Source organism: Janibacter zhaoxuefangae (genome assembly GCF_050271985.1).
Classification (GTDB): domain Bacteria; phylum Actinomycetota; class Actinomycetes; order Actinomycetales; family Dermatophilaceae.
The window spans coordinates 811,977-834,403 of the sequence record NZ_CP189849.1 but is presented as its reverse complement, the minus strand read 5'-3'; the positions used below and the strand labels follow the sequence as shown (position 1 = coordinate 834,403).

Annotated in this window: 18 protein-coding genes; 6 read left to right on the top strand and 12 right to left on the bottom strand. The window is 72.9% G+C overall.

The features are described 5' to 3' along the window. Positions 1-5: 5 nt before the first annotated feature. From ACQBAS_RS04040 to cbiB, 5 genes are read left to right on the top strand one after another with little or no spacing between them, the layout of a single operon-like run. Positions 6-2,594: a cobyrinate a,c-diamide synthase gene (locus tag ACQBAS_RS04040; RefSeq protein ID WP_427385103.1), complete on the top strand. Its 2,589-nt coding sequence runs from the start codon at positions 6-8 to the stop codon at positions 2,592-2,594. After that, positions 2,591-3,580 carry a uroporphyrinogen-III C-methyltransferase gene (cobA, locus tag ACQBAS_RS04035; protein WP_427385102.1) on the top strand — a complete coding sequence of 330 codons (990 nt, stop codon included), beginning with the start codon at positions 2,591-2,593 and terminating at the stop codon, positions 3,578-3,580. The genes ACQBAS_RS04040 and cobA overlap by 4 nt, the downstream gene beginning before the upstream one ends. Beyond that, on the top strand, positions 3,577-4,347 hold the full coding sequence (locus ACQBAS_RS04030; protein ID WP_427385101.1) for an adenosylcobinamide-GDP ribazoletransferase: 771 nt from the start codon (positions 3,577-3,579) through the stop codon (positions 4,345-4,347). Before cobA ends, ACQBAS_RS04030 begins: the two co-directional genes overlap by 4 nt. After that, positions 4,344-4,895 carry a bifunctional adenosylcobinamide kinase/adenosylcobinamide-phosphate guanylyltransferase gene (locus ACQBAS_RS04025; protein ID WP_427385100.1) on the top strand — a complete coding sequence of 184 codons (552 nt, stop codon included), beginning with the start codon at positions 4,344-4,346 and terminating at the stop codon, positions 4,893-4,895. The genes ACQBAS_RS04030 and ACQBAS_RS04025 overlap by 4 nt, the downstream gene beginning before the upstream one ends. After that, on the top strand, positions 4,892-5,899 hold the full coding sequence (gene cbiB, locus ACQBAS_RS04020) for an adenosylcobinamide-phosphate synthase CbiB (RefSeq protein ID WP_427385099.1): 1,008 nt from the start codon (positions 4,892-4,894) through the stop codon (positions 5,897-5,899). The genes ACQBAS_RS04025 and cbiB overlap by 4 nt, the downstream gene beginning before the upstream one ends. 12 nt (positions 5,900-5,911) lie before the next feature. Here the strand turns inward: cbiB and ACQBAS_RS04015 are convergent, their stop codons facing one another. From ACQBAS_RS04015 to ACQBAS_RS03965, 11 genes are all read right to left on the bottom strand, one after another. Next, complete coding sequence (locus ACQBAS_RS04015) at positions 5,912-6,667, bottom strand: cobalt-precorrin-6A reductase (protein ID WP_427385098.1); 756 nt, start codon at positions 6,665-6,667, stop codon at positions 5,912-5,914. 1 nt (position 6,668) lies between these two features. Further along, positions 6,669-7,559 (bottom strand): polyphosphate kinase 2, encoded by an 891-nt coding sequence (gene ppk2, locus ACQBAS_RS04010; protein WP_427385097.1) that lies wholly within the window; start codon positions 7,557-7,559, stop codon positions 6,669-6,671. A 43-nt stretch (positions 7,560-7,602) separates the two neighbouring features. Then, a complete protein-coding gene (locus ACQBAS_RS04005) occupies positions 7,603-8,619 on the bottom strand; it encodes an NAD-dependent epimerase/dehydratase family protein (RefSeq protein ID WP_427385096.1) in 1,017 nt (338 codons plus the stop codon). A gap of 64 nt (positions 8,620-8,683) precedes the next feature. Then, positions 8,684-10,447 (bottom strand): proline--tRNA ligase, encoded by a 1,764-nt coding sequence (locus tag ACQBAS_RS04000; protein ID WP_427385095.1) that lies wholly within the window; start codon positions 10,445-10,447, stop codon positions 8,684-8,686. 63 nt (positions 10,448-10,510) lie between these two features. After that, the gene (locus ACQBAS_RS03995) at positions 10,511-10,942 is read right to left on the bottom strand and encodes a DoxX family protein (RefSeq protein ID WP_427385094.1); all 432 of its coding nucleotides are present in this window, start codon (positions 10,940-10,942) and stop codon (positions 10,511-10,513) included. A gap of 67 nt (positions 10,943-11,009) precedes the next feature. Then, complete coding sequence (locus ACQBAS_RS03990; protein ID WP_427385093.1) at positions 11,010-11,849, bottom strand: GNAT family N-acetyltransferase; 840 nt, start codon at positions 11,847-11,849, stop codon at positions 11,010-11,012. Positions 11,850-11,858: 9 nt separating this feature from the next. Next, positions 11,859-13,199, bottom strand: a complete 1,341-nt coding sequence (locus ACQBAS_RS03985; RefSeq protein WP_427385092.1) for a M1 family metallopeptidase — start codon at positions 13,197-13,199, stop codon at positions 11,859-11,861. After that, on the bottom strand, positions 13,196-17,107 hold the full coding sequence (locus ACQBAS_RS03980; RefSeq protein WP_427385091.1) for a Pls/PosA family non-ribosomal peptide synthetase: 3,912 nt from the start codon (positions 17,105-17,107) through the stop codon (positions 13,196-13,198). Before ACQBAS_RS03980 ends, ACQBAS_RS03985 begins: the two co-directional genes overlap by 4 nt. A 101-nt stretch (positions 17,108-17,208) precedes the next feature. Further along, positions 17,209-17,883 carry a uridine kinase gene (locus ACQBAS_RS03975; protein WP_427385090.1) on the bottom strand — a complete coding sequence of 225 codons (675 nt, stop codon included), beginning with the start codon at positions 17,881-17,883 and terminating at the stop codon, positions 17,209-17,211. Next, positions 17,876-19,036, bottom strand: coding sequence for a flavodoxin-dependent (E)-4-hydroxy-3-methylbut-2-enyl-diphosphate synthase (gene ispG, locus ACQBAS_RS03970; protein ID WP_427385089.1), 1,161 nt, complete (start codon positions 19,034-19,036; stop codon positions 17,876-17,878). The genes ACQBAS_RS03975 and ispG overlap by 8 nt, the downstream gene beginning before the upstream one ends. A gap of 161 nt (positions 19,037-19,197) precedes the next feature. Further along, positions 19,198-20,106, bottom strand: a complete 909-nt coding sequence (locus tag ACQBAS_RS03965; RefSeq protein WP_427385088.1) for a LysR family transcriptional regulator — start codon at positions 20,104-20,106, stop codon at positions 19,198-19,200. A gap of 72 nt (positions 20,107-20,178) precedes the next feature. Here ACQBAS_RS03965 and ACQBAS_RS03960 point away from each other — a divergent pair, with 72 nt between their 5' ends. Then, positions 20,179-21,123 carry an EamA family transporter gene (locus tag ACQBAS_RS03960; protein ID WP_427385087.1) on the top strand — a complete coding sequence of 315 codons (945 nt, stop codon included), beginning with the start codon at positions 20,179-20,181 and terminating at the stop codon, positions 21,121-21,123. On the opposite strand, the gene ACQBAS_RS03955 is transcribed toward ACQBAS_RS03960, so the two are convergent. Continuing rightward, the gene (locus tag ACQBAS_RS03955) at positions 21,084-22,421 is read right to left on the bottom strand and encodes a M50 family metallopeptidase (RefSeq protein ID WP_427385086.1); all 1,338 of its coding nucleotides are present in this window, start codon (positions 22,419-22,421) and stop codon (positions 21,084-21,086) included. The two genes, ACQBAS_RS03960 and ACQBAS_RS03955, sit on opposite strands and share 40 nt — an antisense overlap. Positions 22,422-22,427: the final 6 nt, after the last annotated feature.

Below are 22,427 nucleotides of genomic sequence, written 5' to 3'. Positions count from 1 at the left end.
TCCTCGTGACGCACCTGCCCCGGATCGCCATCGCGGCGCCCGCCTCGGGTCAGGGCAAGACGACCGTCGCCGTCGGGATCATGGCCGCGCTCAGTCGATCCGGCCACGTCGTGGCCCCGGCGAAGGTCGGCCCCGACTATGTCGACCCCGGCTATCACGCGCTCGCCACCGGCCGCCCCGGACGCAACCTCGACCCGTGGCTGACGAGCGAGGACCTCATCGCCCCGTTGCTGCTGCACGGCGCGCTCACCCCGACGCCCGCCGACGTCGCCGTCATCGAGGGCGTCATGGGGCTCTTCGACGGGCGGATCGGCGGTGACGGATTCGCGTCGACGGCGCACCTCGCCCGACTGACGCGCACCCCCGTCGTCCTCGTCGTCGACATCTCCTCGGCCTCGCGCACCATCGCCGCGACCGTCCACGGCCTGCGCTCCTACGACGCCGTCGTCGGCCCGGACGGGCAGCCGCGGGTCGAGGTGGTCGGGGTCGTCCTCAACAAGTCGGGCAGCCCCCGGCACGCCGACGAGGTGCGCCGCAGCGTCGAGGCGCTCGGGGTGCCGGTCCTCGGGGTCCTCCCGCGCGACGCCGGGGTGTCGGCGCCCTCGCGTCACCTCGGGCTCGTCCCCGTCGCCGAACGGGACGACGCCGTCGCCGCGCTCGACCGGCTCGCCGAGCAGACGGCACAGTTCGTCGACCTCAGGGCGCTCCTCGAGCTCGCCGGCCAGGCCCCGGACATCGACGCCCAGCCCTGGGTCCCGGCGGTCGCGCTGCGCGCCGGCAGTGGCGCCGCTGTCGACCGCGCCGGCACGGATCCCGCCGACCGACCCGTCGTCGCCGTCGCCGGCGGGCGCGCCTTCACCTTCCGCTACGCCGAAACGGAGGAACTGCTCGCGGCCGCGGGGTGCCGGCCGGTCCCCTTCGACCCGGCCGTGGACACGCAACTGCCAGCGGGGACGGCCGGTCTCTACCTCGGGGGCGGCTTCCCCGAGGTGCACGCCGTCGCGCTCGCTCGCAACGCGTCCCTCCTGCGCGAGGTCCGCGAGGCCGTCACCGACGGTGTGCCGACCGTGGCCGAGTGCGCGGGTCTGCTCTACCTCGCCCAGTCGGTCGACGGTCACGACCTCGTCGGCGCCGTCCCGACGCGGGCCGCGATGCACCCGCGGCTGACCCTGCGCTACCGCACGTCCTCGACGACGGTCGACACCGTCCTCGGCCCGGCCGGGACGACCGTGCGCGGTCACGAGTTCCACCGGACCCGCACCGACCCGATCGCCGGTGTCGTGCCCGCTTGGCTCACCGACGGCGACGGCGACGGCTGGGCCCTCGACCCTGCCGGGACGGGCACGCCGACGCTGCACGCGTCCTACCTGCACACGCACTGGGCGGGCGCGCCCGATCTCGCGGCCTCCTTCGCCGCGGCCGTGCGGGCCGGGACTCCCCGCCGCTCGGCGCCCGCGTCCATCCCGGGAACGACGCGGCCCGGGACGGCCCGGGTGACTCCCCCGCTCGACACCGAACCGCTCGACACCGAACCGCTCGACACCGATCCAATCAACCACGATCCGCTCGACCACGATCCGCTCAACCACCATGGCGACGCGGAGCTCGGACCCGGGCTCGTCGATCTTGCCGTCAACGTCCGCCAGCCCCAGCCCCCGCGATGGCTCGCCGCGCAGATCGACGCGACGACCCCCGGCCTCGGCGCCTACCCCTCCACCGCCCGGGCGCGCACGGCGCTCGCTCGCCGCCACGAAGTGCCCGAGGAGATGGTCCTGCCCACGGCCGGCGCCGCGGAGGCCTTCACCCTTGTCGCCCGCGCGCTCACCCCGCGACGCCCGCTGATCGTGCATCCCCAGTTCACCGAGCCGGACTCCGCACTGCGTCGCGCGGGCCACGACCCCGCCCACCACGTGCTCGACGCGGCCACGGGGTTCGTGCTCGATCCGACCGCGCTGCCCACCGACGCCGATCTCGTCATCGTCGGCAACCCGACCAACCCGACCGGGGTCCTGCACCCTCGGGAGGCCCTGCTGGCGCTGCGTCGCCCCGGCCGCGTCCTCCTCGTCGACGAGGCCTTCCTCGACGCCGTGCCCAGCAGCCCCGAGTCCCTCATCGGCCCGGACATGCCCGGCGTCCTCGTCATCCGCAGCCTCACCAAGACGTGGGCGCTGGCCGGGCTGCGGGCCGGCTACGTCGTCGGCGACCCCGCCCTCATCGCGGAGCTCGCGACCCAGCAGCCGCACTGGTCGGTCTCCTCCCCCGCGGCCACGGTCATGGAGGCCACCGCCACGCCCGCGGCCCTGGCCGAGGCCGATGGCCTGGCCCGCGAAGGGGTGGGGTGGCGCGAGCACCTCGTGCGCGGCCTCACCCGCCTCGGGCTGACACCCGTGGCCGGGGCAGCCCCCTTCGTCCTCGTCGCCGTCGGACCGGGGGTCCATCCGGCCCTGCGTGCGCGCGGTTACGCCGTTCGCCGGGGTGATACGTTCCCCGGGCTCGATCATCACTGGGTGCGCATCGCGGTGCGAGACCCGCTGACCACCGACGGGCTGCTGCGCGAGCTGGCTGCCCTCCTCCCCACGGAGCGCACCCCATGAGCCTGACCCTGCCCGGCACGCCCCGCTCGGCCCTCGTGCGCGACCCCGGCCCGCAGGCCCACGTGACGATCCACGCGCTCGTCGACGCCGGCGTGGAGGTCACCGTCGCCGCCGCGGCGCCCGACCCCAGCCTCGTCGACCTCGCGTCCCGCGGCCTCATCACGCTGACCGCCGACGCCGACACCGATGCCTTCGACCTCGTGCTGCGGGACACCCGCGAGCCGTCGTCGGCGCCGGCCGCGTCTACCGGCGAGGTCGTCCTCGTCGGCGGCGGTCCCGGCGCGCCGGGGCTGATGACCCTCGACGGGCTCGCCGCGCTCGAGGCCGCGGACGTCATCGTCTATGACCGGCTCGCACCGCTCGGGCTGCTCGAGCGGGCCCGGGCCGACGCCCTGCTCGTGCCCGTCGGCAAGATCCCTCGCGGGGCCTTCACTCCGCAGGAGCGGATCAACCAGGTGCTCGTCGAGCACGCGCTCGTCGGACGGCGGGTCGTGCGGCTCAAGGGCGGCGACAACTTCGTCTTCGGTCGCGGCGGGGAGGAGTGGAACGCGTGCGTGTCCGCGGGGATCCCGGTGCGGGTCGTCCCCGGCGTCACCTCGTCGGTCGCGGTCCCCGCGCTCGCCGGCATCCCCGTGACCCACCGCCAGCTGACCCCCGGCTTCGTCGTCGTGACGGGCCACGTCGGCCCCGACGACGAGCGCAACACGGTCGACTGGGATGCCCTGGCCGGACTCGGTCTCACCCTCGTCATCCTCATGGGAGTCGGCACGCTCGAGTCGATCGTCACCCGGCTCATCGCCGCCGGAATGGACCCGGCCACGCCCGCAGCCTCCGTCGCCGACGGCGGACTGCCCACCCAGCGGGTGGCCCGGGCCACACTCGCAACCTTGCCGGCGGCCGCGGATGCCGCCGACGTCTCGGCCCCGGCCGTCACCGTCATCGGCCCCAGCGTCGCCGCCCTCGACCAGCCGGATGGTCGGTCGTGAGTGGTGGCCTGCGGCTGGCCGTCGGCACGCTGACGACCATCCCGGTGGGCGACCTCGGCGTGCCCGATCGCCGCACCGGCCGGGACGCCATGCTGCTCGCCCCGATCGCCGCCCTGCCGCTGGGCCTCCTCGCCGCCCTCGTCGTGGCGGCCGGCACGGCGCTGCGTCTGCCCGACGCCGTCATCGGCACGCTCGTCGTCGCCGCGCTCGCCGTCGCCACCCGGGGCATGCACCTCGACGGCCTCGCCGACACCGTCGACGGCTTCGGTGCCGGCTGGACCCGCGAGCGCGCCCTCGAGGTCATGCGCCGCGGCGACGTGGGCCCGATGGGCGCGGCCGCCCTCGTGCTCACCCTGCTGTGCCAGGTCGCCGCGATCGATGCGCTGCTGGTGGTGCGCCAGTCGTGGCTCGTCGTCGGCGCTGCGGTCGTCGTCTCCCGCACCGCCTGCCCGCTCCTCTGCGCGAAGGGGGTGCCTGCTGCCCGACCCGACGGGCTCGGCGCCGTCGTCGCGGACACCGTGCCGGCCCCCTTCGTCGTCGGTTGGGTGCTCGCGGGCGCGGGAATCATGACGGCTGCCACCCACGTCGCCGGGGACTCGCTCCTGCGCGGCGCGGACGCCGTCCTCCTCGCCACCATGGCTCTGCTCTGGCTCGCCCGCTCCGCCCGACGCACCTTCGGCGGCGTCACCGGTGACGTCATCGGCGGCGGCATCGAGCTCCACTGGACCGTCCTGCTCATCGGCCTCACCCTGGGAGTCGTCTCGTGAAGACCCTTGTCACCGGCGGCATCCGCTCCGGCAAGTCCGCGCACGCCGAACGCCTCATCACGGCGTCCTCGGTCATGGGCGCGGTGACCTACGTCGCCGCGGGTGCCGCCGCCGAGGGCGACGCCGAGTGGGCGGAACGCGTTGCCGCACACCGGCGCCGGCGCCCTGCCACGTGGCTGACCATCGAGACGATCGACCTCCCGGAGGCCCTCCTGAAGGTCGAGGAGCCCGCCCTCGTCGACTCCCTCGGCACGTGGCTCACGGCGCAGTTCGACGACCTGGACGCGTGGAACGCCCCCGTCGAGCAGTGGCGACCCGTGTGGGAGGCGCGCTCGGAGTCCGCCGTCGAGGCCCTGCGCGAGCACGACCACGACCTCGTCATCGTCACCGAGGAGGTCGGCCTGTGCCTCGTGCCCGACAACCGGGCCGGCCGGATCTTCACCGATGCCCTCGGGTCGCTCAACCAGGCCGTGGCGCAGGCCTGCGACCGCGTCGATCTCATCGTCGCTGGGCAGGCCCTGACGATCACGGACCGCAGCGGCTCGTGAGCGCGGACCGCGCGCGCGGCTCGGCCCTGATCGACCCCGTGGGCAGCGGGCTCGTCCTCGGCTTCGTCCTGGACCGCCTCCTCGGCGACCCGGAGCGGCTCCACCCCGTGGCCGGCTTCGGCCAGATCGCGCTGGCCGTGGAGCGCCGCCTGTGGGCGCCCTCGCGCGCTCGCGGCGTCGCCCACGAGGCGCTCCTCGTGACGCCGGTCATCCTCCTCGGCGCACTGCTCACCCCCGGCGCTCGCCCGTGCCGCCGTGCGGGCACCGACCTGGGGCAGAAGGCGGCCACCGCCCTCGTCGTGGCCGGTTCGACGTGGGTCGTGCTCGGCGGACGCTCCCTCGAGCGCGAGGCGGACCTGCTGCACGGCATGCTCACCCGCGGCGAGCTCGACGCCGCCCGCGACCGCATCCGGCACCTCGTCGGCCGCGATCCCACGGAGCTCGACGCGGACGAGGTCGCCCGGGCCTGCCTCGAGTCCGTCGCCGAGAACACGGCCGACGCCGTCGTGGCGCCGCTCTTCTGGGGCGCCCTCGCGGGCGCACCCGGACTGCTCGGCTACCGCGCGATCAACACCCTCGACGCCATGGTCGGCCACCGCACCGAGCGCTACCGCTCCTTCGGCTGGGCCGCCGCCCGCGTCGACGATGCCGCGAACGTCCTGCCGGCCCGACTCACCGTCCTCGCGACGGCCCTCGCCCGGCCTCGCGCGTTGCACGCCATTGCGCGTGCCGTCCGCGAGGATGCCCCCGCCCACCCGAGCCCCAATGCCGGCCCGGTCGAGGCCGCCGCCGCCGCGGCCCTGGGGGTTCGACTCGGCGGCGCCAACACCTACGAGGGGGTCGCGGAGGACCGGGGCCACCTCGGTCGGGGGCCGGCGCCGAGCGCCACGGACATCCCTCGGGGCACGGCCCTGCTGCGCTCGACGACGTGGATCTCGCTCGGTCTCGTCGTCGTCGGCCGCATGCTCGTGCGGGCGGCCCGCCAGCGCAGACTCTGGTCCTGAATCAGGCTTCGCTCAGGACGTCCGAAGCCAGGCGAGGACGTCCTCGACGGTCGTGACCTCACGCGCGCCGCTCGGGATGCTCGGACGGGCGACGACGACGACGGGGATGCCCAGCTCGTGCGCGGCCTCGAGCTTGGCCGCGGTGTACGCACCGCCCGAGTCCTTCGTGAGCAGCACGTCGACGCCGTGCTCCCGCATCACCGCGAGCTCGTCCTCGAGCCGGTGCGGACCACGGTCCTCGAGCACGGTCCACCCCACGGGAGCGTCCTCGCCCAGCGGCTCGACGACCCGCACGAGCACGCGCCTGCCGGCCCAGTCCGCGAACCGGTCCAGGGTCTGTCGGCCCGTCGTGACGAACGGGGCCTCCCCCAGCCCCTCGGCCGTGCGACGCGCCTGCTCGATGTCCTCCACCCAGTGCCACGACCCCGCGTGCGGGTGCTCCCCCCACCCCGGGCGGGCCAGCCGCAGCACGGGCACGCCCGCCTTCTCCCCCGCGGCGACGGCGTGCGCCGTCATCGTCGTCGCGAAGGGGTGCGTCGCGTCGACGAGGTGAGTCACCCCTTCGCCCGCACACCACGCCGCCAACCCGTCGACGCCGCCGAACCCGCCCATCCGGACCTGTCCGACGGGCAGCCGGGGTCGCGTGACCCGCCCCGCCAGGGACGAGGTGAAGGTCGCCCCGGCGTCCGCGAGCGCGGCCGCGAGCGCACGGGCCTCGGCGGTGCCGCCGAGAACGAGGACGCGGGCGGAGGAGAAGGGGTCGCTCACGTCAGTCGCCGACCGCGTCGATGCCGCGCTTGACGATGAGGGGGTCGGGGGTGCCGACGATCTCGGCGTCCTTGCCCTCGTAGTCCACGGTCGAGAGGAAGTGGCGCATCGCGTTGAGGCGAGCGCGCTTCTTGTCGTTGCTCTTGATCGTCGTCCACGGCGCGATGTCCGTGTCGGTCGCGAGGAACATCGCCTCCTTCGCGGCCGTGTAGTCGTCCCACTTGTCGAGCGACTCGAGGTCGATGGGCGAGAGCTTCCACTGCCGCACGGGGTCGACCTGCCGGATGATGAAGCGCGTCCGCTGCTCCGACTGCGTCACCGAGAACCAGAACTTCGTCAGGCTGATGCCGCTCTCGACGAGCATCCGCTCGAAGAGCGGGACCTGCGCGATGAACTGCTGGTACTCCTCGTCAGTGGCGAACCCCATGACCCGCTCGACACCGGCGCGGTTGTACCAGGAGCGGTCGAACATGACCGTCTCGCCGGCCGTTGGCAGGTGCTGGACGTAGCGCTGGAAGAACCACTGATTCGACTCGCGGTCGCTCGGCTTCGACAGGGCGACCGTGCGGGCGTAGCGCGGGTTGAGGTGCTCCATGAAGCGCTTGATCGTGCCGCCCTTGCCGGCGGCGTCGCGCCCCTCGAAGAGGAGGACGTGCTTGCTGCCGGTCTCGACCGACCACGACTGGAACTTCAGCAGCTCGACCTGGAGGAGGTACTTCTGCTCGTCGTAGACGTCCCGGTCAAGGCGCTCGTCGTAGGGATAGTTCTCGCGCCACGTGTCGACCGCGCGGCCGTCGGGGTCGATGAGGACCGGGTCGTCGTCGTGGTCGTCGGTGACGGAGTACCCATTCGTCTGGAGACGATCGATGTACTCGCGAATGTTCGTCAGCATGCGGCGGAGAGTAGGGGTCGCTCGTGAACGGCAGGTGTCACGTTCACGCCCCGCGCGACGCCGAGCGCCCCTCGACGATGGCCAACTCGCGGGCACGGTCGAGACCGGTACGCCGGCCCGTGCGGGCGAGCCCGAGGTGCCGCTCCCACCCCAGGGCATCGGCGACGGACTCGGCGAGCGGCCGGCAGGTGAGCCCCTCGCGCCGAGCGGCGCTCACGTCGCGCGCGAAGAAACCGGCCCACTCGGCGTCGTGGACCCACATCGGCATCGAGTCCGGGCCCATGGTCTCCGCGATCCCCGCGGCGAGCAGCGCCTCGTCGCCGAGCGCCACCCGCTCCCCCGTGAACCCGGCGACCCGGGCCGAGGTGTCGAGCAGGTCCGCCAGCGTCGTGACCGGGCCGGAGGTGTTGAAGGGCCCGGTGACACCCCGCAGGCCCGCCTCGACGATCCACGCCGCGAGGTCGTCGACGTGGATGGCCTGGAAGTGCTGCGCGCTCGCCCCGGGCACGAGCACCGGGCCGCCGTCCTCGGTCGCCAACGCGAAGCGGGACGGCCAATAGCCGAAGCGGTCGCTCGGGTCGCCGCGCCCCACGATGAGACCCGAGCGGACGAGGAGGACGTCCTTCCCACGCGCGCTCTCGCAGGCGATCTCGCAGGCCACCTTCCCGGCGCCGTAGTCCTCCGGACCGATGACGTCCCCCGCGACCGGTCGCAGCCGGCGCGCTCGCTCGTCGGCGTCCGGCCGCGACTGGTCGGCATACACGGAGCAGCTGCTGATGAAGGCCCAGTGGAGGGCCCGCGGCGACAACGCCGCGAGGGCGGACCGGACCTGCCCCGGCTGGCGCGCGAGGTCGACGACGAGGTCCCATTCCCCGCCGCCCAGCTCGTCGTAGGAAGCGGGCTGCTCGCGGTCGCCGGGCACGAAGGTCGCCCCCTCCGGGACGGTGCCGCTCTCGCCACGGGCGAAGGCGGTCACCTCGTGCCCGCGGCTCAGCGCCGCCCGGACCACCGCGCGGCCGAGCCACGCGGTGCCGCCGAGGACGAGGACGCGAGAGGTCATGACGCCATGCCATCACCCGGGCGGACCTCAGTCCAGCCCGGGCCCGCCCGACGGGCGGAGGGCGTCAGCGGCCGAGCTCCGCGAGCACCGCGTCGACGGCCTCGTCGACGGGCACCTCACGCTTGTCACCCGTGCGGCGGTCCTTGATCTCGACCGTACCGTCGGCGAGGCCACGACCGACGACGAGGATCGTCGGGATGCCGATGAGCTCGGAGTCCTTGAACTTCACGCCGGGGCTCACCTTCCACCGGTCGTCGAAGAGGACGGAGACGCCGCGCGCCTCGAGCTCGCGGGTCAGCTCCTCGCCCTTGTCGAAGACGGACTGGTCCTTGCCCGTGGCGACGATGTGGATGTCGGCCGGGCTGAGCTCGCGCGGCCAGACGAGACCGAGCTCGTCGTGGTTGCCCTCGGCGACACACGCCACGGCGCGCGAGACGCCGACGCCGTAGGAGCCCATGGTGACGACGACCTGCTTGCCGTTCTCGTCGAGCACCTTGAGGTCGAGCGCCTCGGCGTACTTGCGGCCGAGCTGGAAGATGTGACCCATCTCGATGCCGCGGGCGGTCTCGAGGTCGTGCCCGCACGACGGGCACGCATCGCCGGCGCGCACCTCGGCGGCCTCGATGGTGCCGTCGGCCGTGAAGTCGCGACCTGCGACGAGACCGATGACGTGGCGGCCGGCCTCGTTGGCGCCGGTGACCCAGCTCGTACCGGGGACGACGCGAGGGTCGAGGAGGTAGCGGACACCGCTCGTGCCCTCCTCGCCGAGGGCGCCGGGCCCGATGTAGCCCTTGACGAGCTCGGGGTGGGCGGCGAAGTCCTTCTCCTCGAAGGCCGCGACCTCGGCGGGCTCGACCTGGGCGCCGAGGCGCTTCTCGTCGACCTCGCGGTCGCCGGGCAGGCCGATCGCCAGCGGGGTGCGGGTGCCGTCGGGCTGGACGAGCATGACGATGACGTTCTTGAGGGTGTCACCCGCCGTCCACGCGCGGTCCTCGCGCGGGTAGGCCTCGTTGAGGTGGTCGACGAGCGTCTGGATCGTCGGGGTGTCGGGGGTGTCCTCGACGTGCGCGGCCGGGAGCCCGCTCGCGTCGACGGCGTCGGGCACGGGCACCCGGACGGCCTCGACGTTGGCCGCGTAGCCACACGAGGTGCAGCGGACGTAGGTGTCCTCGCCGTTCTCGGCCGTCGCGAGGAACTCCTCGGACCGGCTGCCGCCCATGGCGCCCGCCATCGCCTCGACGATGACGTAGTGGAAGCCGAGGCGGTCGAAGATCCGGATGTAGGCGTCCCGGTGCAGCGTGTAGGCCTTGTCGAGACCGGCGTCGTCGACGTCGAAGGAGTAGGAGTCCTTCATGACGAACTCACGGCCGCGCAGGATGCCGGCGCGCGGACGCGCCTCGTCGCGGTACTTCGTCTGGATCTGGTAGATCGACAGCGGCAGGTCCTTGTAGGAGCTGAAGAGGTCCTTGACCGCGAGGGTGAACATCTCCTCGTGCGTCGGGCCGAGCAGGTAGTCGTTGCCCTTGCGGTCCTTGAGCCGGAAGATGTTGTCGCCGTACTCATCCCAGCGGCCACTCGCCTCGTAGGGCTCCTTGGGCAGCAGCGCCGGGAAGAGGAGCTCCTGGGCGCCGATGGCGTCCATCTCCTCGCGGACGATCTGCTCGACGTTGCGGAGCACCTTCAGACCCAGCGGCAGCCAGGTGTAGATGCCAGGCGAGACGCGGCGGATGTAGCCCGCCCGCACGAGGAGCTGGTGGCTCGGGACCTCGGCGTCCGCGGGGTTGTCCCGCAGGGTCCGCAGGAAGAGGGAGGACATGCGCATGGCCACGGGGCTGACTCCTGGTGCTGGTGGGGAACTGACGAAGGATATCCGGCGCGGCGGGCGCCGACGTCAGAGGCGGCCGGCAGCGCGCAGGGCGGTGCGGATCATCGGCCACTGCAGTGGCAGCCGCGCGAGGGTCCCGGCGAAGAGGGCCGTCGACCCGGCGTCCTGCTTGCGCTGCGCGCGCTTGGCCTGGTCGGCGCTCATCTGGATGTTGGCCGGCAGGACGCCCACGAGCAGCGCGGCGCTGGCGAGGCCGGCGACCTTCCGCGTGCGGGGGTGGAGCAGGGCGGCGCCGCAGGCGAGCTCCGCGACCCCGGAGGCCAGCACGAGCTCCCGGCTCCGGGAGGCCAGCGGCGTGGGGATGATCGCCTCGTAGGTCCGCGGGCGGATGAGGTGGGCGGCACCCGACGCGAGCAGGATCGCGGCCAGTCCGGCGACGTCCTTCGAGAGCGGGGCGGCCGGGGTGGTCAGGGCGTGGGCGGGGCGACGTCGGCTCATGGGTACATCTCAGCAGCACACTGCGTGTCCGTCACAACCGGTACGTCCGGAACAACCGGTGCGTCCCTCACAACAGGATGGTCGCGTACTCGCCGATCTCGACCATGCCGATCCGGCGGTAGGTCGCCCGCGCGGCGACATTGAAGTCGTTGACGTAGAGCGTGACGAAGGGCGCGTGGTCCGCGCGGATCTGTTCGATGACCGCCGCCATGAGCCCGGCCGCGAGCCCCTGTCCCCGCAGCCCCGGCGCGAGCCACACCCCCTGGACCTGGGCACAGCCGAGGGCGACCGACCCGACGTCGGCCTTGAAGATGACCTCACCGCGCTCGACGACGACGTAGGTCTGACCCGCCTCGAGGAGTCGGCGCAGGGCCGCGCGGTAGGGGCGCTCGTCGCCGACGTAGGGCGGGTAGCCGATCTCGTCGGTGAACATCCGCGCCGAGGCGGGGAGTACGAGGTCGACCTCGTGCGGGCGGCCGGGGCGCACCCGCGGGTCGATGGCACCGAGCGGCGGCCCGGTGATGCCCATGAGCGGCTGGCTGGCGCGGATCGCGCGGGGCCGCAGGAGATGCGGTCCGGTGAGCTCCCACAGCGGCAGGACCTGGTCGCTCGGTCCGAGGTAGGACGCACACCGGCGACGGTGGCGACGGACCCGGTCGGCCAGCACCGCCCGCGACGACGCGGTCGTCTCGACGGGCACGACGTTGGCCAGTGCCCACACCATGGCGGCGAGGTCGCCGTCCTCGTCGACGCCCCACAGCGACGGCACCCCGGAGTCCAGCGCACCGTCGAGGATGCGTGCGGCGACGAAGACGTTGGCCGCGGGATCGCGCGCGCAGAGCTCCAGCGCCTTGTCGCGGTCGGCCGACGTCAGGGCGCGAACAGGCGTCGACGTCGTCCGCAGCACGAGGTCAGACTACGACGCGCGCCGCTCCGGCGTGGGCAACGGCGGAAGGTCGGTGTCCACCAGCCACGCGCTGAAGAGTTCGTCGACGCCCTCGCCGCGGTGGAAGCCGCGCACGTGCTCGCGGAAGAGCTCCGTCGTGACGTTCCCGTGCCGGTGCGTGGCCACCCAGTCGCGCAGCATGTCGAAGAAGGTCTCGTCGCCGAGGGCGCAACGGATGGCGTGCAGGGTCACCGCCCCGCGCTTGTAGAGGCGATCGTCGAACATCAACTCCGGACCGGGGTCCGCGATCGCGAAGTCCTGGTCGAGGCGGGCCAGCCGCTGGTGGTGCTTGCGGACGGACTCCTCGATCGGCACGTCGTCGGCGCGCGCAGCCCAGAGCCACTCGGCATAGCAGGCGAAGCCCTCGTTGAGCCAGATGTCGCGCCAGTTGCCGACGGTCAGGCTGTTGCCGAACCACTGGTGCGCCAGCTCGTGGGCGACGAGCCGCTCCTCGGTCCGCTTGCCGTCGACGTAGTTGGCGCCGAAGGTCGACATCCCCTGGGCCTCGAGCGGGATCTCGAGGTCGTCCGCGGTGACGACGACGGTGTAGTGCCCGAAGGGGTAGGGCCCGAAGAGCTCCTCGAAAAGGCGCATCATGGCCGGCTGGCGGCCGAAGTCGGTCGTGAATCGCTCGCGCAGCCCCTTCGGCAGCGCGGCGCGCTGGCGCCCGCCGTCGCCGGGGACCTCGATGACGTCGTACTGGCCGACGTGCACCGCCGCGAGATAGCTGGCCATCGGCTCCGGCTGCTCGTAGCGCCACGTCGTGCGGCTGCCACTGGACTTGCGCGAGCGCAGCGTCCCGTTGGCGATGACGGTGTAGGGCGAGTCGGCGATCACGGTGATGGCGTAGGTCGCCTTGTCGCGCGGGTGGTCGTTGCACGGGTACCACGACGGCGCACCGCTGGGCTGGCTCGCGACGATGACCCCATCCTCGAGCTCCTCCCAGCCGACCGAGCCCCAGTCGCTCTTGAGCGGAGTGGGGTTCCCCGCGTAGCGGACGACGACCTCGAGGTCGGTCCCCTTCGCGACGTCGTCGGGGAGAGCGATCCGCAGGCGGTCGCCCCGGTGCTGGTACTTGGCGGCGCGTCCCCCCACGGTGACCTTGGCGACGGTGAGGCCGCCGGCGAGGTCGAGCTCGAGTCGGCCCACGGAGCGCCGGGTCGTCACCTCGAGACGGGCCCGACCGACGAGCCTGTTGCTCGACATCCGGTAGTCCAGCTCGAGGTCGTAGTGGCGGACGGCGAAGGTCGCGTCGCCGTGACCCGGGACGTAGGGGTCGGTGCCGGCCTCGTCCTGGCGCTTGGGGCTCACGCGTCGACCACCCAGGGGGCGATGGGGTTGCCGGTCCAGCGCGTGTGCGCGGGCACGACCTCGCCGCGCAGGACGAGCGACCCCGGGCCGATGGTCGCCGCCGTGCCGAGGCCAGCGGCCGGCAGGATGACGCTGTGCGGCCCGAGGGTCGCACCGTGGTCGAGGGTGACGGTGTCCATGCTCATGATTCGATCATGGAAGAGGTGGGTCTGGAGGACGCACCCCCGGTTGACGGTGACGCCGTCGGCGAGCGTGACGAGGTCGGCCTCGGGCAGCCAGTAGGTCTCACACCAGACCCCCTTCCCAATGGTCGCCCCGAGGCTGCGCAGCCACACGTTGATGGCCGGCGTGCCGGTCGCGGCCCACGCGAACCACGGCCCGGCGACGGTCTCGACAAAGGTGTCGACGACCTCGTTGCGCCACACGAAGGAGCTCCACAGTGGGTGGTCACTGGCCGGGATCGGGCCGACGACGACGCGCTTGGCCAGGGTCGTGACCGCCGCGGCGACGGCGCCCGCGACGGCGAGCAGGACCCCGCCCAGGAGGATCGCCGCGACCGCTCCCCCGCGCTCGACGAGCCACAACTCGGCGATGAGGACGGCCGCGCCGATGGCGACGCTGACCATGACGGGCACGACCCGGCACAGCTCGACGAGGCCGCGCAGCACCTTGAGCTTCGTCGGCGGCTTGTAGGTGCGCTCGACGTCGGCGTCGTGCGCCTCGCGCCGCAGCCGCACCGGCGGACTGCCCAGCCAACTCGACCCGCGCTTGGACTTCTCGGGGGCGGCCGACAGCACGGCGACGAGCCCGTTCTTGGGCACGCGGCGGCCGGGGGCGGTCATGCCGGAGTTGCCGAGGAAGGCGCGCTTGCCGACCTTCGCGGCGGCCACGTGCATCCATCCGTGGCGCAGCTCGTAGCCGGCGATGAGCGTGTCGTCGGCGAGGAAGGCCCCGTCGGCGACGGTCGTCATGCTCGGCAGCAACAGCACGGTCGACGCCTCGACGTCCTTGCCGATCTTCGCGCCGAGGGCCCGCAGCCAGACCGGCGTGATGAGGCTGGCGTAGAGCGGGAAGAGGAGGGTGCGGGCCTGGTCGAGGAGCCGCTCGGTGACCCAGACCTGCCATCCCACGCGGCTGCGCACGGGGTGGTAGCCCTCGGTGAGTCCGATGGCGAGCAGACGCACGATGACGATGGTGAGCAGTGCCAGACCCAGCATGCCGAGCACCGTCGCGAGGGGCACGACGGCGAAGGTGCGTCCGATCGCGGATGCCGCGTCGTCGGCACGCAGGACGATCTGCCCGGCCAGCAGCAGCGCCGGGGCGACGGCGATCAGGGGCAGGAGCGCAAGCAGGCCCGACGACAGCCCGTAGACCCATGCCCAGTGCACGGCGCGGCGCGGTCGCTCGGTCGGCCAGCCCTTGGCGGCGCGCGAGGCCTCCACGCGCACGGCCGGCGAGCCGGACCAGACCTGCGCCGCGGGGACGTCCGCGAGGACCGTCGAGCCGGCCTCGACGGTGGCGCCGCGGCCGACCTTCACATCGGGGCCGAGGGTGCTCCGGGCGCCGACGGTCGCCTCGGCGGCCACCTTCACGGTGCCGACGTGGAGGACGTCGCCGTCCATCCAGTAACCGGAGAGGTCGACCTCGGGCTCGATGGAGCAGCCGTCGCCGAGGGTGAGCATGCCGGTGACCGGCGGGAGCGAGTGCAGGTCGACGCCGCGGCCGATGTCGGCGCCGAGCGCGCGAGCGTAGTAGACGATCCACGGGGCGCCGGCGAGGCTGACCGCCCCGAGCGCCTGGGTGAATCGCTCGGCGGCCCACAGCCGCATCTGCACGTTCCCGCCGCGCGGGTAGGTCCCCGGGCGCACCCCGACCAGGAGCAGCCGGGCACCGACGGCCGAGAGGGTCATCTGGCCCACCGGGCTGAGGAAGAGCAGCCAGCCCAGGCCGACCCACCACCAGGACAACTGCGGCAGCCACGTCGCCTCGGTCGTCGTGGCCAGGACGTTGCTGATCGTGACGGCGCCGGTGAACCACTTCAGAGCCGTGATCGTCAGCAGCACGAGCGTGATCGCCGTCTGGAAGAACTGGGCCGAGGCGGGGATGGGCCGCACGTCGCGGGTGGGGCTGGCCGGTTCGTCGGCGCCGGGCTCCATGGCCTCGAGCATCGCCGCCTGGGCCCCCAGGCGCGGGTGCGCGTAGAGGTCGGCGACGGTCACCGTCGGGTAGCGACCCCGCAGGAGGGAGACGAGGCGCGCCGCGGACAGGCTGCGGCCGCCGTGATCGAAGAAGTCCGCCGAGGGGTCGGCGACCTGGACCCCGAGCACCTCGGTCCAGGCGCCGGAGAGCCACGACGCGGTGCCGCTGAGTGCGTCGGTCGCGCCGGCCTCGGCGGGCAGGGGCCATGGCAGGGCCGCGCGGTCGACCTTCCCGGAGGTGCGCGTGGGCAGGTCGTCGACGACGGCGAGCAGCGGCACGAGGGCGGCCGGCAACTCGGCCCGCAGGCGGGTGAGCGCGGCCTCCTTGTCGAAGGTCGCCGGGTCCGACGGGACGACGTAGCCGACGAGGACGTCGGTGCCGGCGCCGGTGCGCTGCACCGCGGCGGCGGCGCCGTGCACGGAGGCGAGCGCCTGGAGTGCGGCGTCGACCTCGCCGAGCTCGATCCGCCGCCCGCCGAGTTTGATCTGCTCGTCCGCGCGGCCGACGAAGAGGAGACCCTCCGGGTCATTCACGACGAGGTCGCCGCTGCGGTAGGCCCGCTCCCAGCCGAGCGTCGGCATGGGGGCGAACTTCTCCGCGTCCTTGGCGGGGTCGAGGTAGCGGGCGAGGCCGACGCCGCCGATGATCAGCTGCCCCGTCTCCCCCGGTCCGACCGGCTGCTCGTGCTGGTCCACGACGACGAGGTCCCAGCCGTCGAGCGGCAGGCCGATCCGGACGGGTGCCTCACCCGTGAGGAGGGCGCCGCACGCGACGACCGTGGCCTCGGTGGGCCCGTAGGTGTTCCAGACCTCGCGACCGTCGATCGCGAGCCGCTCGCCGAGCTCGGGCGGGCAGGCCTCCCCGCCGAAGATGAGCAGGCGTACGTTCTCGAGGGCCTCCGGCGGCCACAACGCGGCGAGGGTCGGGACGGTCGAGACGGCGGTGACGCCCTGGGTGATGAGCCACGGGCCGAGGTCGACGCCGCTGCGGACGAGGGCCCGAGGCGCGCACACGAGGCAGGCGCCGTGCGCCCATGCGAGCCACATCTCCTCGCACGAGGCGTCGAACGCGACGGACAGCCCCGCGAGCACGCGGTCGCCCGGCGCGAGCGGTTCGGCCTGGAGGAACATCCGCGACTCCGCGTCGACGAAGGCGGCCGCCGACCGGTGAGTGACGGCGACCCCCTTCGGGACGCCGGTGGAGCCCGAGGTGAAGATCACCCACGCGTCGTCCTGGGGCGTGACGACGGGCAGGTCGTCGGCGGCGGGCGCCTCGGCGTCCGCCGCCGTGGGGCGCAGCGTCGTGATGGCGCGCTCCGCGCCGACGATGGCCGCGACCTGCGCCTCGCCGAAGACGAGGTCGGCCCGCTCCTGCGGGTCGTCCGCGTCGACGGGGACGTAGGCCGCCCCGGCGCGCAGGGCGCCGAGGATGGCGACGTACAGGTCATGGGTGCCCGAAGGGGCGCGGACGCCGACCTTGTCACCGCGGCGCACACCGGCGGCAGCCAGCGCTCGGGCCATGGCCTCGACCTCATCGGCGAGCTCGGCGTAGGTCAGGACCGACCGGGTGTCGTCGAGCGCCGGCGCCTCGGGATGCGCCGCGATCTGCTCGTCAAGGATGTCGAGGAGGGTGCGCGGTCGCGGTGCTCGTTCGCCCGCGAGGAGGGACGGGACCTGCGGGGTGACGTTGTCGGGTGTCACGTCGTCCACGTGGGGAGGCTCCTGCTGGGTGGGATCGGGTCTCGTGTCGGCCCGATCCTAAGGAACTCGGGTGAACGGGCGGGGTCGGCGTTCACGGGTGGACACGGCGTTCACCCATGGACCACGACGGGCCGGCTCAGGTCGGTGTTGTCCAACACCCACGTCGCTCGGCCGCGGGGGTCGCACTCGCGGAGGTAGCGCCGCTGGCCCTCGACGTAGCGGCGGTTGGACTCCGCCTCGGGGTCGTCGTCGTGCTCGCCGGGGAACCGGCCGTTGCCCCGGGGCACCGACACCGTGAACGGGACATCGACGAAGAGGACGGCATCCCACACCGCGGCGAGCTCCGGCCGCTGCAGGAAGATGCCGTCGACGAGAAGGACGCTCGTCGGAGTCACCTCGAGGGGAGCCGGCGTGACGGGCCGGTCGGCCGCGACATCGTGCACGGCGGGCACGACGTCACGGCCCGAGCGGAAGGGGTCGATCACCGATCGGAGGAACGCCCCGTCGTCGTACGAGTCGAGGTAGAAGGAGTCCGGGCCGCGACCCCGTGCGTAGCGCTCGGCCGCCGGGCGGTGGAACCCATCGATGCTGACCCGCACGACGTGACGTCGCGGCGCGAGGACGGCGGCGAGCTCGTCCGCCAGGACCGTCTTGCCCGCACCGTCGACGCCGTCGATGGCCACGGCGACGCGCTGAGGCGCACCGACGCCAACAGCACCGATGCGGGCTGCGAGATCGGCGAGCACCTCGGCCCGCGAACCCATCGCGGGCCGGGCGTCAGCCAACCGTGACGGAGGGGGCGCCGGCGGACTGACCGTCGGCGCCCTCGCCCATCTCCTCGGCGATGCGCATGGCCTCCTCGATGAGGGTCTCCACGATCTGGCTCTCGGGCACGGTCTTGATGACCTCACCCTTGACGAAGATCTGGCCCTTGCCATTGCCGGACGCAACACCGAGGTCGGCCTCGCGGGCCTCCCCCGGACCGTTGACGACGCAGCCCATGACGGCGACGCGCAGCGGCACCTCCATGCCCTCGAGCCCAGCGGTCACCTGCTCCGCGAGCGTGTAGACGTCGACCTGGGCGCGACCGCACGAGGGGCAGGAGACGATCTCGAGCTTGCGCGGCTTGAGGTTGAGCGACTGGAGGATCTGGTTGCCGACCTTGACCTCCTCGACCGGCGGGGCCGAGAGGGAGACGCGGATGGTGTCGCCGATCCCCTTCGAGAGCAGTGCGCCGAAGGCGGTCGCCGACTTGATCGTGCCCTGGAAGGCCGGACCGGCCTCGGTGACGCCGAGGTGGAGCGGCCAGTCGCCGCGGGCGGCCAGCTGCTCGTAGGCCTGCACCATGACGACGGGGTCGTTGTGCTTGACCGAGATCTTGAAGTCGTGGAAGTCGTGCTCCTCGAAGAGGCTGGCTTCCCAGACGGCGCTCTCGACGAGGGCCTCGGGGGTCGCCTTGCCGTACTTCTCGAGGATGCGCTTGTCGAGCGAACCGGCGTTGACGCCGATCCGGATCGAGACGCCGGCGTCCTTCGCGGCGCGGGCGATCTCCTTGATCTGGTCGTCGAACTTGCGGATGTTGCCGGGGTTGACCCGGACAGCCGCACACCCGGCGTCGATGGCCGCGAAGACGTACTTCGGCTGGAAGTGAATGTCGGCGATGACCGGGATCTGCGACTTCTTCGCGATCTGCGGCAGGGCATCGGCGTCGTCCTGGCTGGGGCACGCCACACGCACGATGTCGCAACCGGCGGCCGTCAACTCGGCGATCTGCTGGAGGGTGGCGTTGATGTCCGTCGTCGGCGTCGTCGTCATGGACTGCACCGAGATGGGCGAGTCGCTGCCGACGCCGACCTTCCCGACCTTGATCTGGCGGGTCTTGCGGCGCGGCGCCAGCACGGGCGGAGGCAGGGGCGGCATTCCGAGTCCAACAGTCATGCCGCCAGTATCCCCCACCTCGCCGGATGCGGCTCTCAGGCTCCGGCACTTCTCCACGCGGCGCCGCCACCCGCCTCCCCCAGTGGCACACCGTTTGCCCAGTGGCACACCGTTGTCGGTGTGCTGCTGACCAAACGGTGTGCTGCTGGCCAGCGGGGGGCTCAGGTGATGCGCTCCCCCATCAGCGCCGCCCCGGCCCGAGCGAGCTGCCGGGTCACGAGTCGCACCGCAGCCCGCTCGGCCCGGTCCGGCCGGGACAGCGCGACGATCCACCGCGCCGACGGGACCCCGGTGAGCGGAAGCAGCACGAACTCGTCGGCGCTGCGAGTCGTGTACCTCGGGAGCAGGGCGAGGCCCTCCCCGTGCGCGACGAGGGCGGCGACGAGTTGGTTGTCCCGGACGCGCATCCGACGACGAAGGGGGCGCGCGCAGCTGGACTCGATGCGCTGGAGCACGGTGTCGAAGGGGTAGTGCTCGGGCACGGCGATCCACGCCTCGTCGACGACGTCGCGCGGCCGCAGCTCGGCGCGCCGGGCGAGCGGGTGGTCCGGTGGCACCGCGACGTCGAGGGGCTCCCGGACGAGGACCGTGCTGTGTAGTCCCTCGCTGCCGACGGGCACCTCGCCCAGGAGGGAGTGCGCCACGACGATGTCGGCGTCGGCGACGGCAGCGGCGTAGTCCTGTTCCGCGAGGTCGCGGTCGTCGACCTCCAGCTGCACCTCACTGTCGCCGAGCAGGGTGAGCGCCCCGGGTAGCAGGGCGGTGAGCCCGCTCGGGAGGCCGGCCACGCGGACCGTGCCGTTCGGGGTCCCGCGGTGCTCGTCCAGCCGCGCCTCGACCCGAGCCAGGGCGGACGCGACGTCGTCGGCTCCGTCCGCGAGCAGTTCGCCCGCCTCGGTCAACCGCAGCCCGCGGCCGTCCGGCTCGACGAGCGGCACCCCGGCCGCCCGCTGCGCCGTCCGCAACTGCTGCGACAACGCCGACGGGGTGCGGTGGGTGGCCGCCGCCACCGCGGCGAGGCTCCCCCGCTCGCGCAGGTCCCGCAGCAACTCGAGGTGCCTGATGTCCATGTAGGAAGCCTACGTTGATCATCCAGAATGATTCGCTTGTCCTACATGGCCCTCGCGGCGCACCATCGGGGCGTGCCCATCCGCCACCGCCTTCTCGCCGTCGTCGTCGCCGTCCTCTGGGGCGCGAACTTCATCGCCATCCACGCCTCGCTCGAGATCTTCCCGCCCTTCCTGTGCTCGGCCCTGCGTTTCTTCCTCATGGCGATACCGACGCTGCTCTTCGTCCCCCGCCCGCAGGTCCCCACACGCTGGCTCGTCGGCTACGGCATCGGCTTCGGCATCCTGCAGTTCGCCTTCCTCTACCTCGCCATGGACGCGGGCATGCCGACCGGTCTGGCCTCGCTCGTGCTGCAGAGCTCGGCCCCCTTCACCGTGGTCCTGGGCGCCCTCCTGCTCGGTGAGCGGCTCTCCCCGCGCGCCGCGGCCGGTGTCGCCGTGGCCGCCCTCGGCATGGCGGTCGTCGGTTCGCAGCGCCTCGACGCGCAAGCGGGGCTGCTCCCCTTCGTCCTGACGCTCATGGCCGGTCTCGGCTGGGCCATCGGCAACTTGGCCTCCCGCCAGGCCGCGGCCCCGAAGCCGCTGCACCTGACGATGTGGATGACGGTCATCCCGCCCGTCCCGATGCTCCTGCTCTCGCTCCTCGTCGAGGGCCCGCAGCGGATCGGGACCGCCCTCGCCGACTCGATGACGACGGCCGCGATCCCCGCCTGGGTGGGGCTGGCCTACACGACCCTCCTGGCCACCGTCGTCGGCTCGGGCATCTGGACCTGGCTCATGGCCCGCCACCCGTCCGGGACCGTGGCGCCGTTCTCCATGCTCGTCCCCGTGACCGGCATCGCGCTCGCGTGGCTGCTCCTCGGCGAGGTGCCCGCGCCGCTCGAACTCGTCGGTGGCGCGCTCGTCGTCGGCGGCGTGCTCGGGGCGTCACGCCAGCGCCGGGCCAGTACGCCGGCAATCACGGCTCAGCCGGTGATGGCTCAGCCGAGCAGCCGGACCGGGTTGACGAGGTCCGCGTAGACGAGCAGCACGGTCATGACGATGAAGGCGCTCGCGACGGCATAGGCGACCGGCAGCGCCTTCGCCACGTCCACGTGCCCCGGATCGGGCAGGCCGCGCAGCCGGGCCCAGGTCCGCTTGAGCCCCTCCCACAGCGCCCCCGCGACGTGACCGCCGTCGAGCGGCAACAGCGGGATCATGTTGAAGACGAAGAGCATGTAGTTGAGCGAACCGATGAGGCCGAGCAGGAAGATGGCCTTGTCGGTGACGCCGCCGAGCTCCTCGGCGGAGACGACCTCGCCGGCCACGCGCCCGACGCCGACGACGGACATCGGCGACTCGGCGTCACGTTCGGCGCCGGAGAAGGCGGCGTGATAGACGCCGACGAGCTTGCTCGGGATCTGGGCGACGGCCACGACCGTCTGCTTGACCTGGTCCCCCAGGAGCGCGGGGACCGCCGTCACCGGCTGCCGCTGGAGCACCTGAGTCCCGGTCGTGCCGAGGAAGCCCGCCTTCTCGGTCACGGCGTTGCCGTCCGCGTCCTCCACCACGCGGCCGCTGTCGTCGTAGACCGGCAGGTCGAGGACGATCGGCTCGGCCGTCTTCGTCAGCTCCTGCCCGTCCCGGTCGACGACGAGCCGCATCGGCTTGTCGAGGTTGGTGCGGATCGCGGCCCGCACGTCGTCCCACGTGCGGGTGGGCGTCCCGTTGATCGAGCGGATCGTGTCACCGGGCAGGAGGCCGGCCGCGTGCGCGGGCGAGTCCTGCATGTCCGGGGTGCACTCGGTCTTCGTCGACTGCGCGGCCGTCGTGAAGTCGACGCACTCGGAGACGCTCGCGAGCTGCGGGGTCGTCGTGGAGATGCCGTGCAGGGTGAAGATGCCCGTGAAGATGATGACGGCGATGAGCAGGTTCATCAGCGGTCCGCCCATCATGATGGCGACCTTCTTGGGCGTCGACAGCCGGTAGAAGACGCGGTTCTCGTCGCCGGGGCGCATCTCCTCGAGGCTGGCCTTGCGGGCCTCGTCCATGAGCTGATTGAAGCGGCCCGTGCTCGAGCTCCGCATCATCATCGGGTCCTGCCCGGGCCGGGGCGGGAACATCCCGATCATCCGGATGTAGCCCCCGAGCGGGATCGCCTTGACGCCGTACTCCGTCTCCCCGAACCTGCGCGACCACAGGGTCGGACCGAAACCGATCATGTACTGCGGCACGCGGAGCCCGAACTTCTTCGCCGGGACGAGGTGGCCGATCTCGTGCAATCCGATCGACAAGCCGATGCCGACGGCCACGAGCAGCACGCCGAGGAGGTACGTCATGGTCCT

What these genes read in the sequence shown, in the direction of transcription:
- cobA (WP_427385102.1), top strand. Translation starts at nt 2,591, where the DNA reads ATGAGCCTGACCCTGCCCGGCACGCCCCGCTCGGCCCTCGTGCGCGAC.
- ppk2 (WP_427385097.1), bottom strand. Translation starts at nt 7,559, where the DNA reads ATGCTGACGAACATTCGCGAGTACATCGATCGTCTCCAGACGAATGGG.
- ACQBAS_RS04005 (WP_427385096.1), bottom strand. Translation starts at nt 8,619, where the DNA reads ATGACCTCTCGCGTCCTCGTCCTCGGCGGCACCGCGTGGCTCGGCCGC.
- ACQBAS_RS03995 (WP_427385094.1), bottom strand. Translation starts at nt 10,942, where the DNA reads ATGAGCCGACGTCGCCCCGCCCACGCCCTGACCACCCCGGCCGCCCCG.
- ispG (WP_427385089.1), bottom strand. Translation starts at nt 19,036, where the DNA reads ATGACTGTTGGACTCGGAATGCCGCCCCTGCCTCCGCCCGTGCTGGCG.
- ACQBAS_RS03965 (WP_427385088.1), bottom strand. Translation starts at nt 20,106, where the DNA reads ATGGACATCAGGCACCTCGAGTTGCTGCGGGACCTGCGCGAGCGGGGG.
- ACQBAS_RS03955 (WP_427385086.1), bottom strand. Translation starts at nt 22,421, where the DNA reads ATGACGTACCTCCTCGGCGTGCTGCTCGTGGCCGTCGGCATCGGCTTG.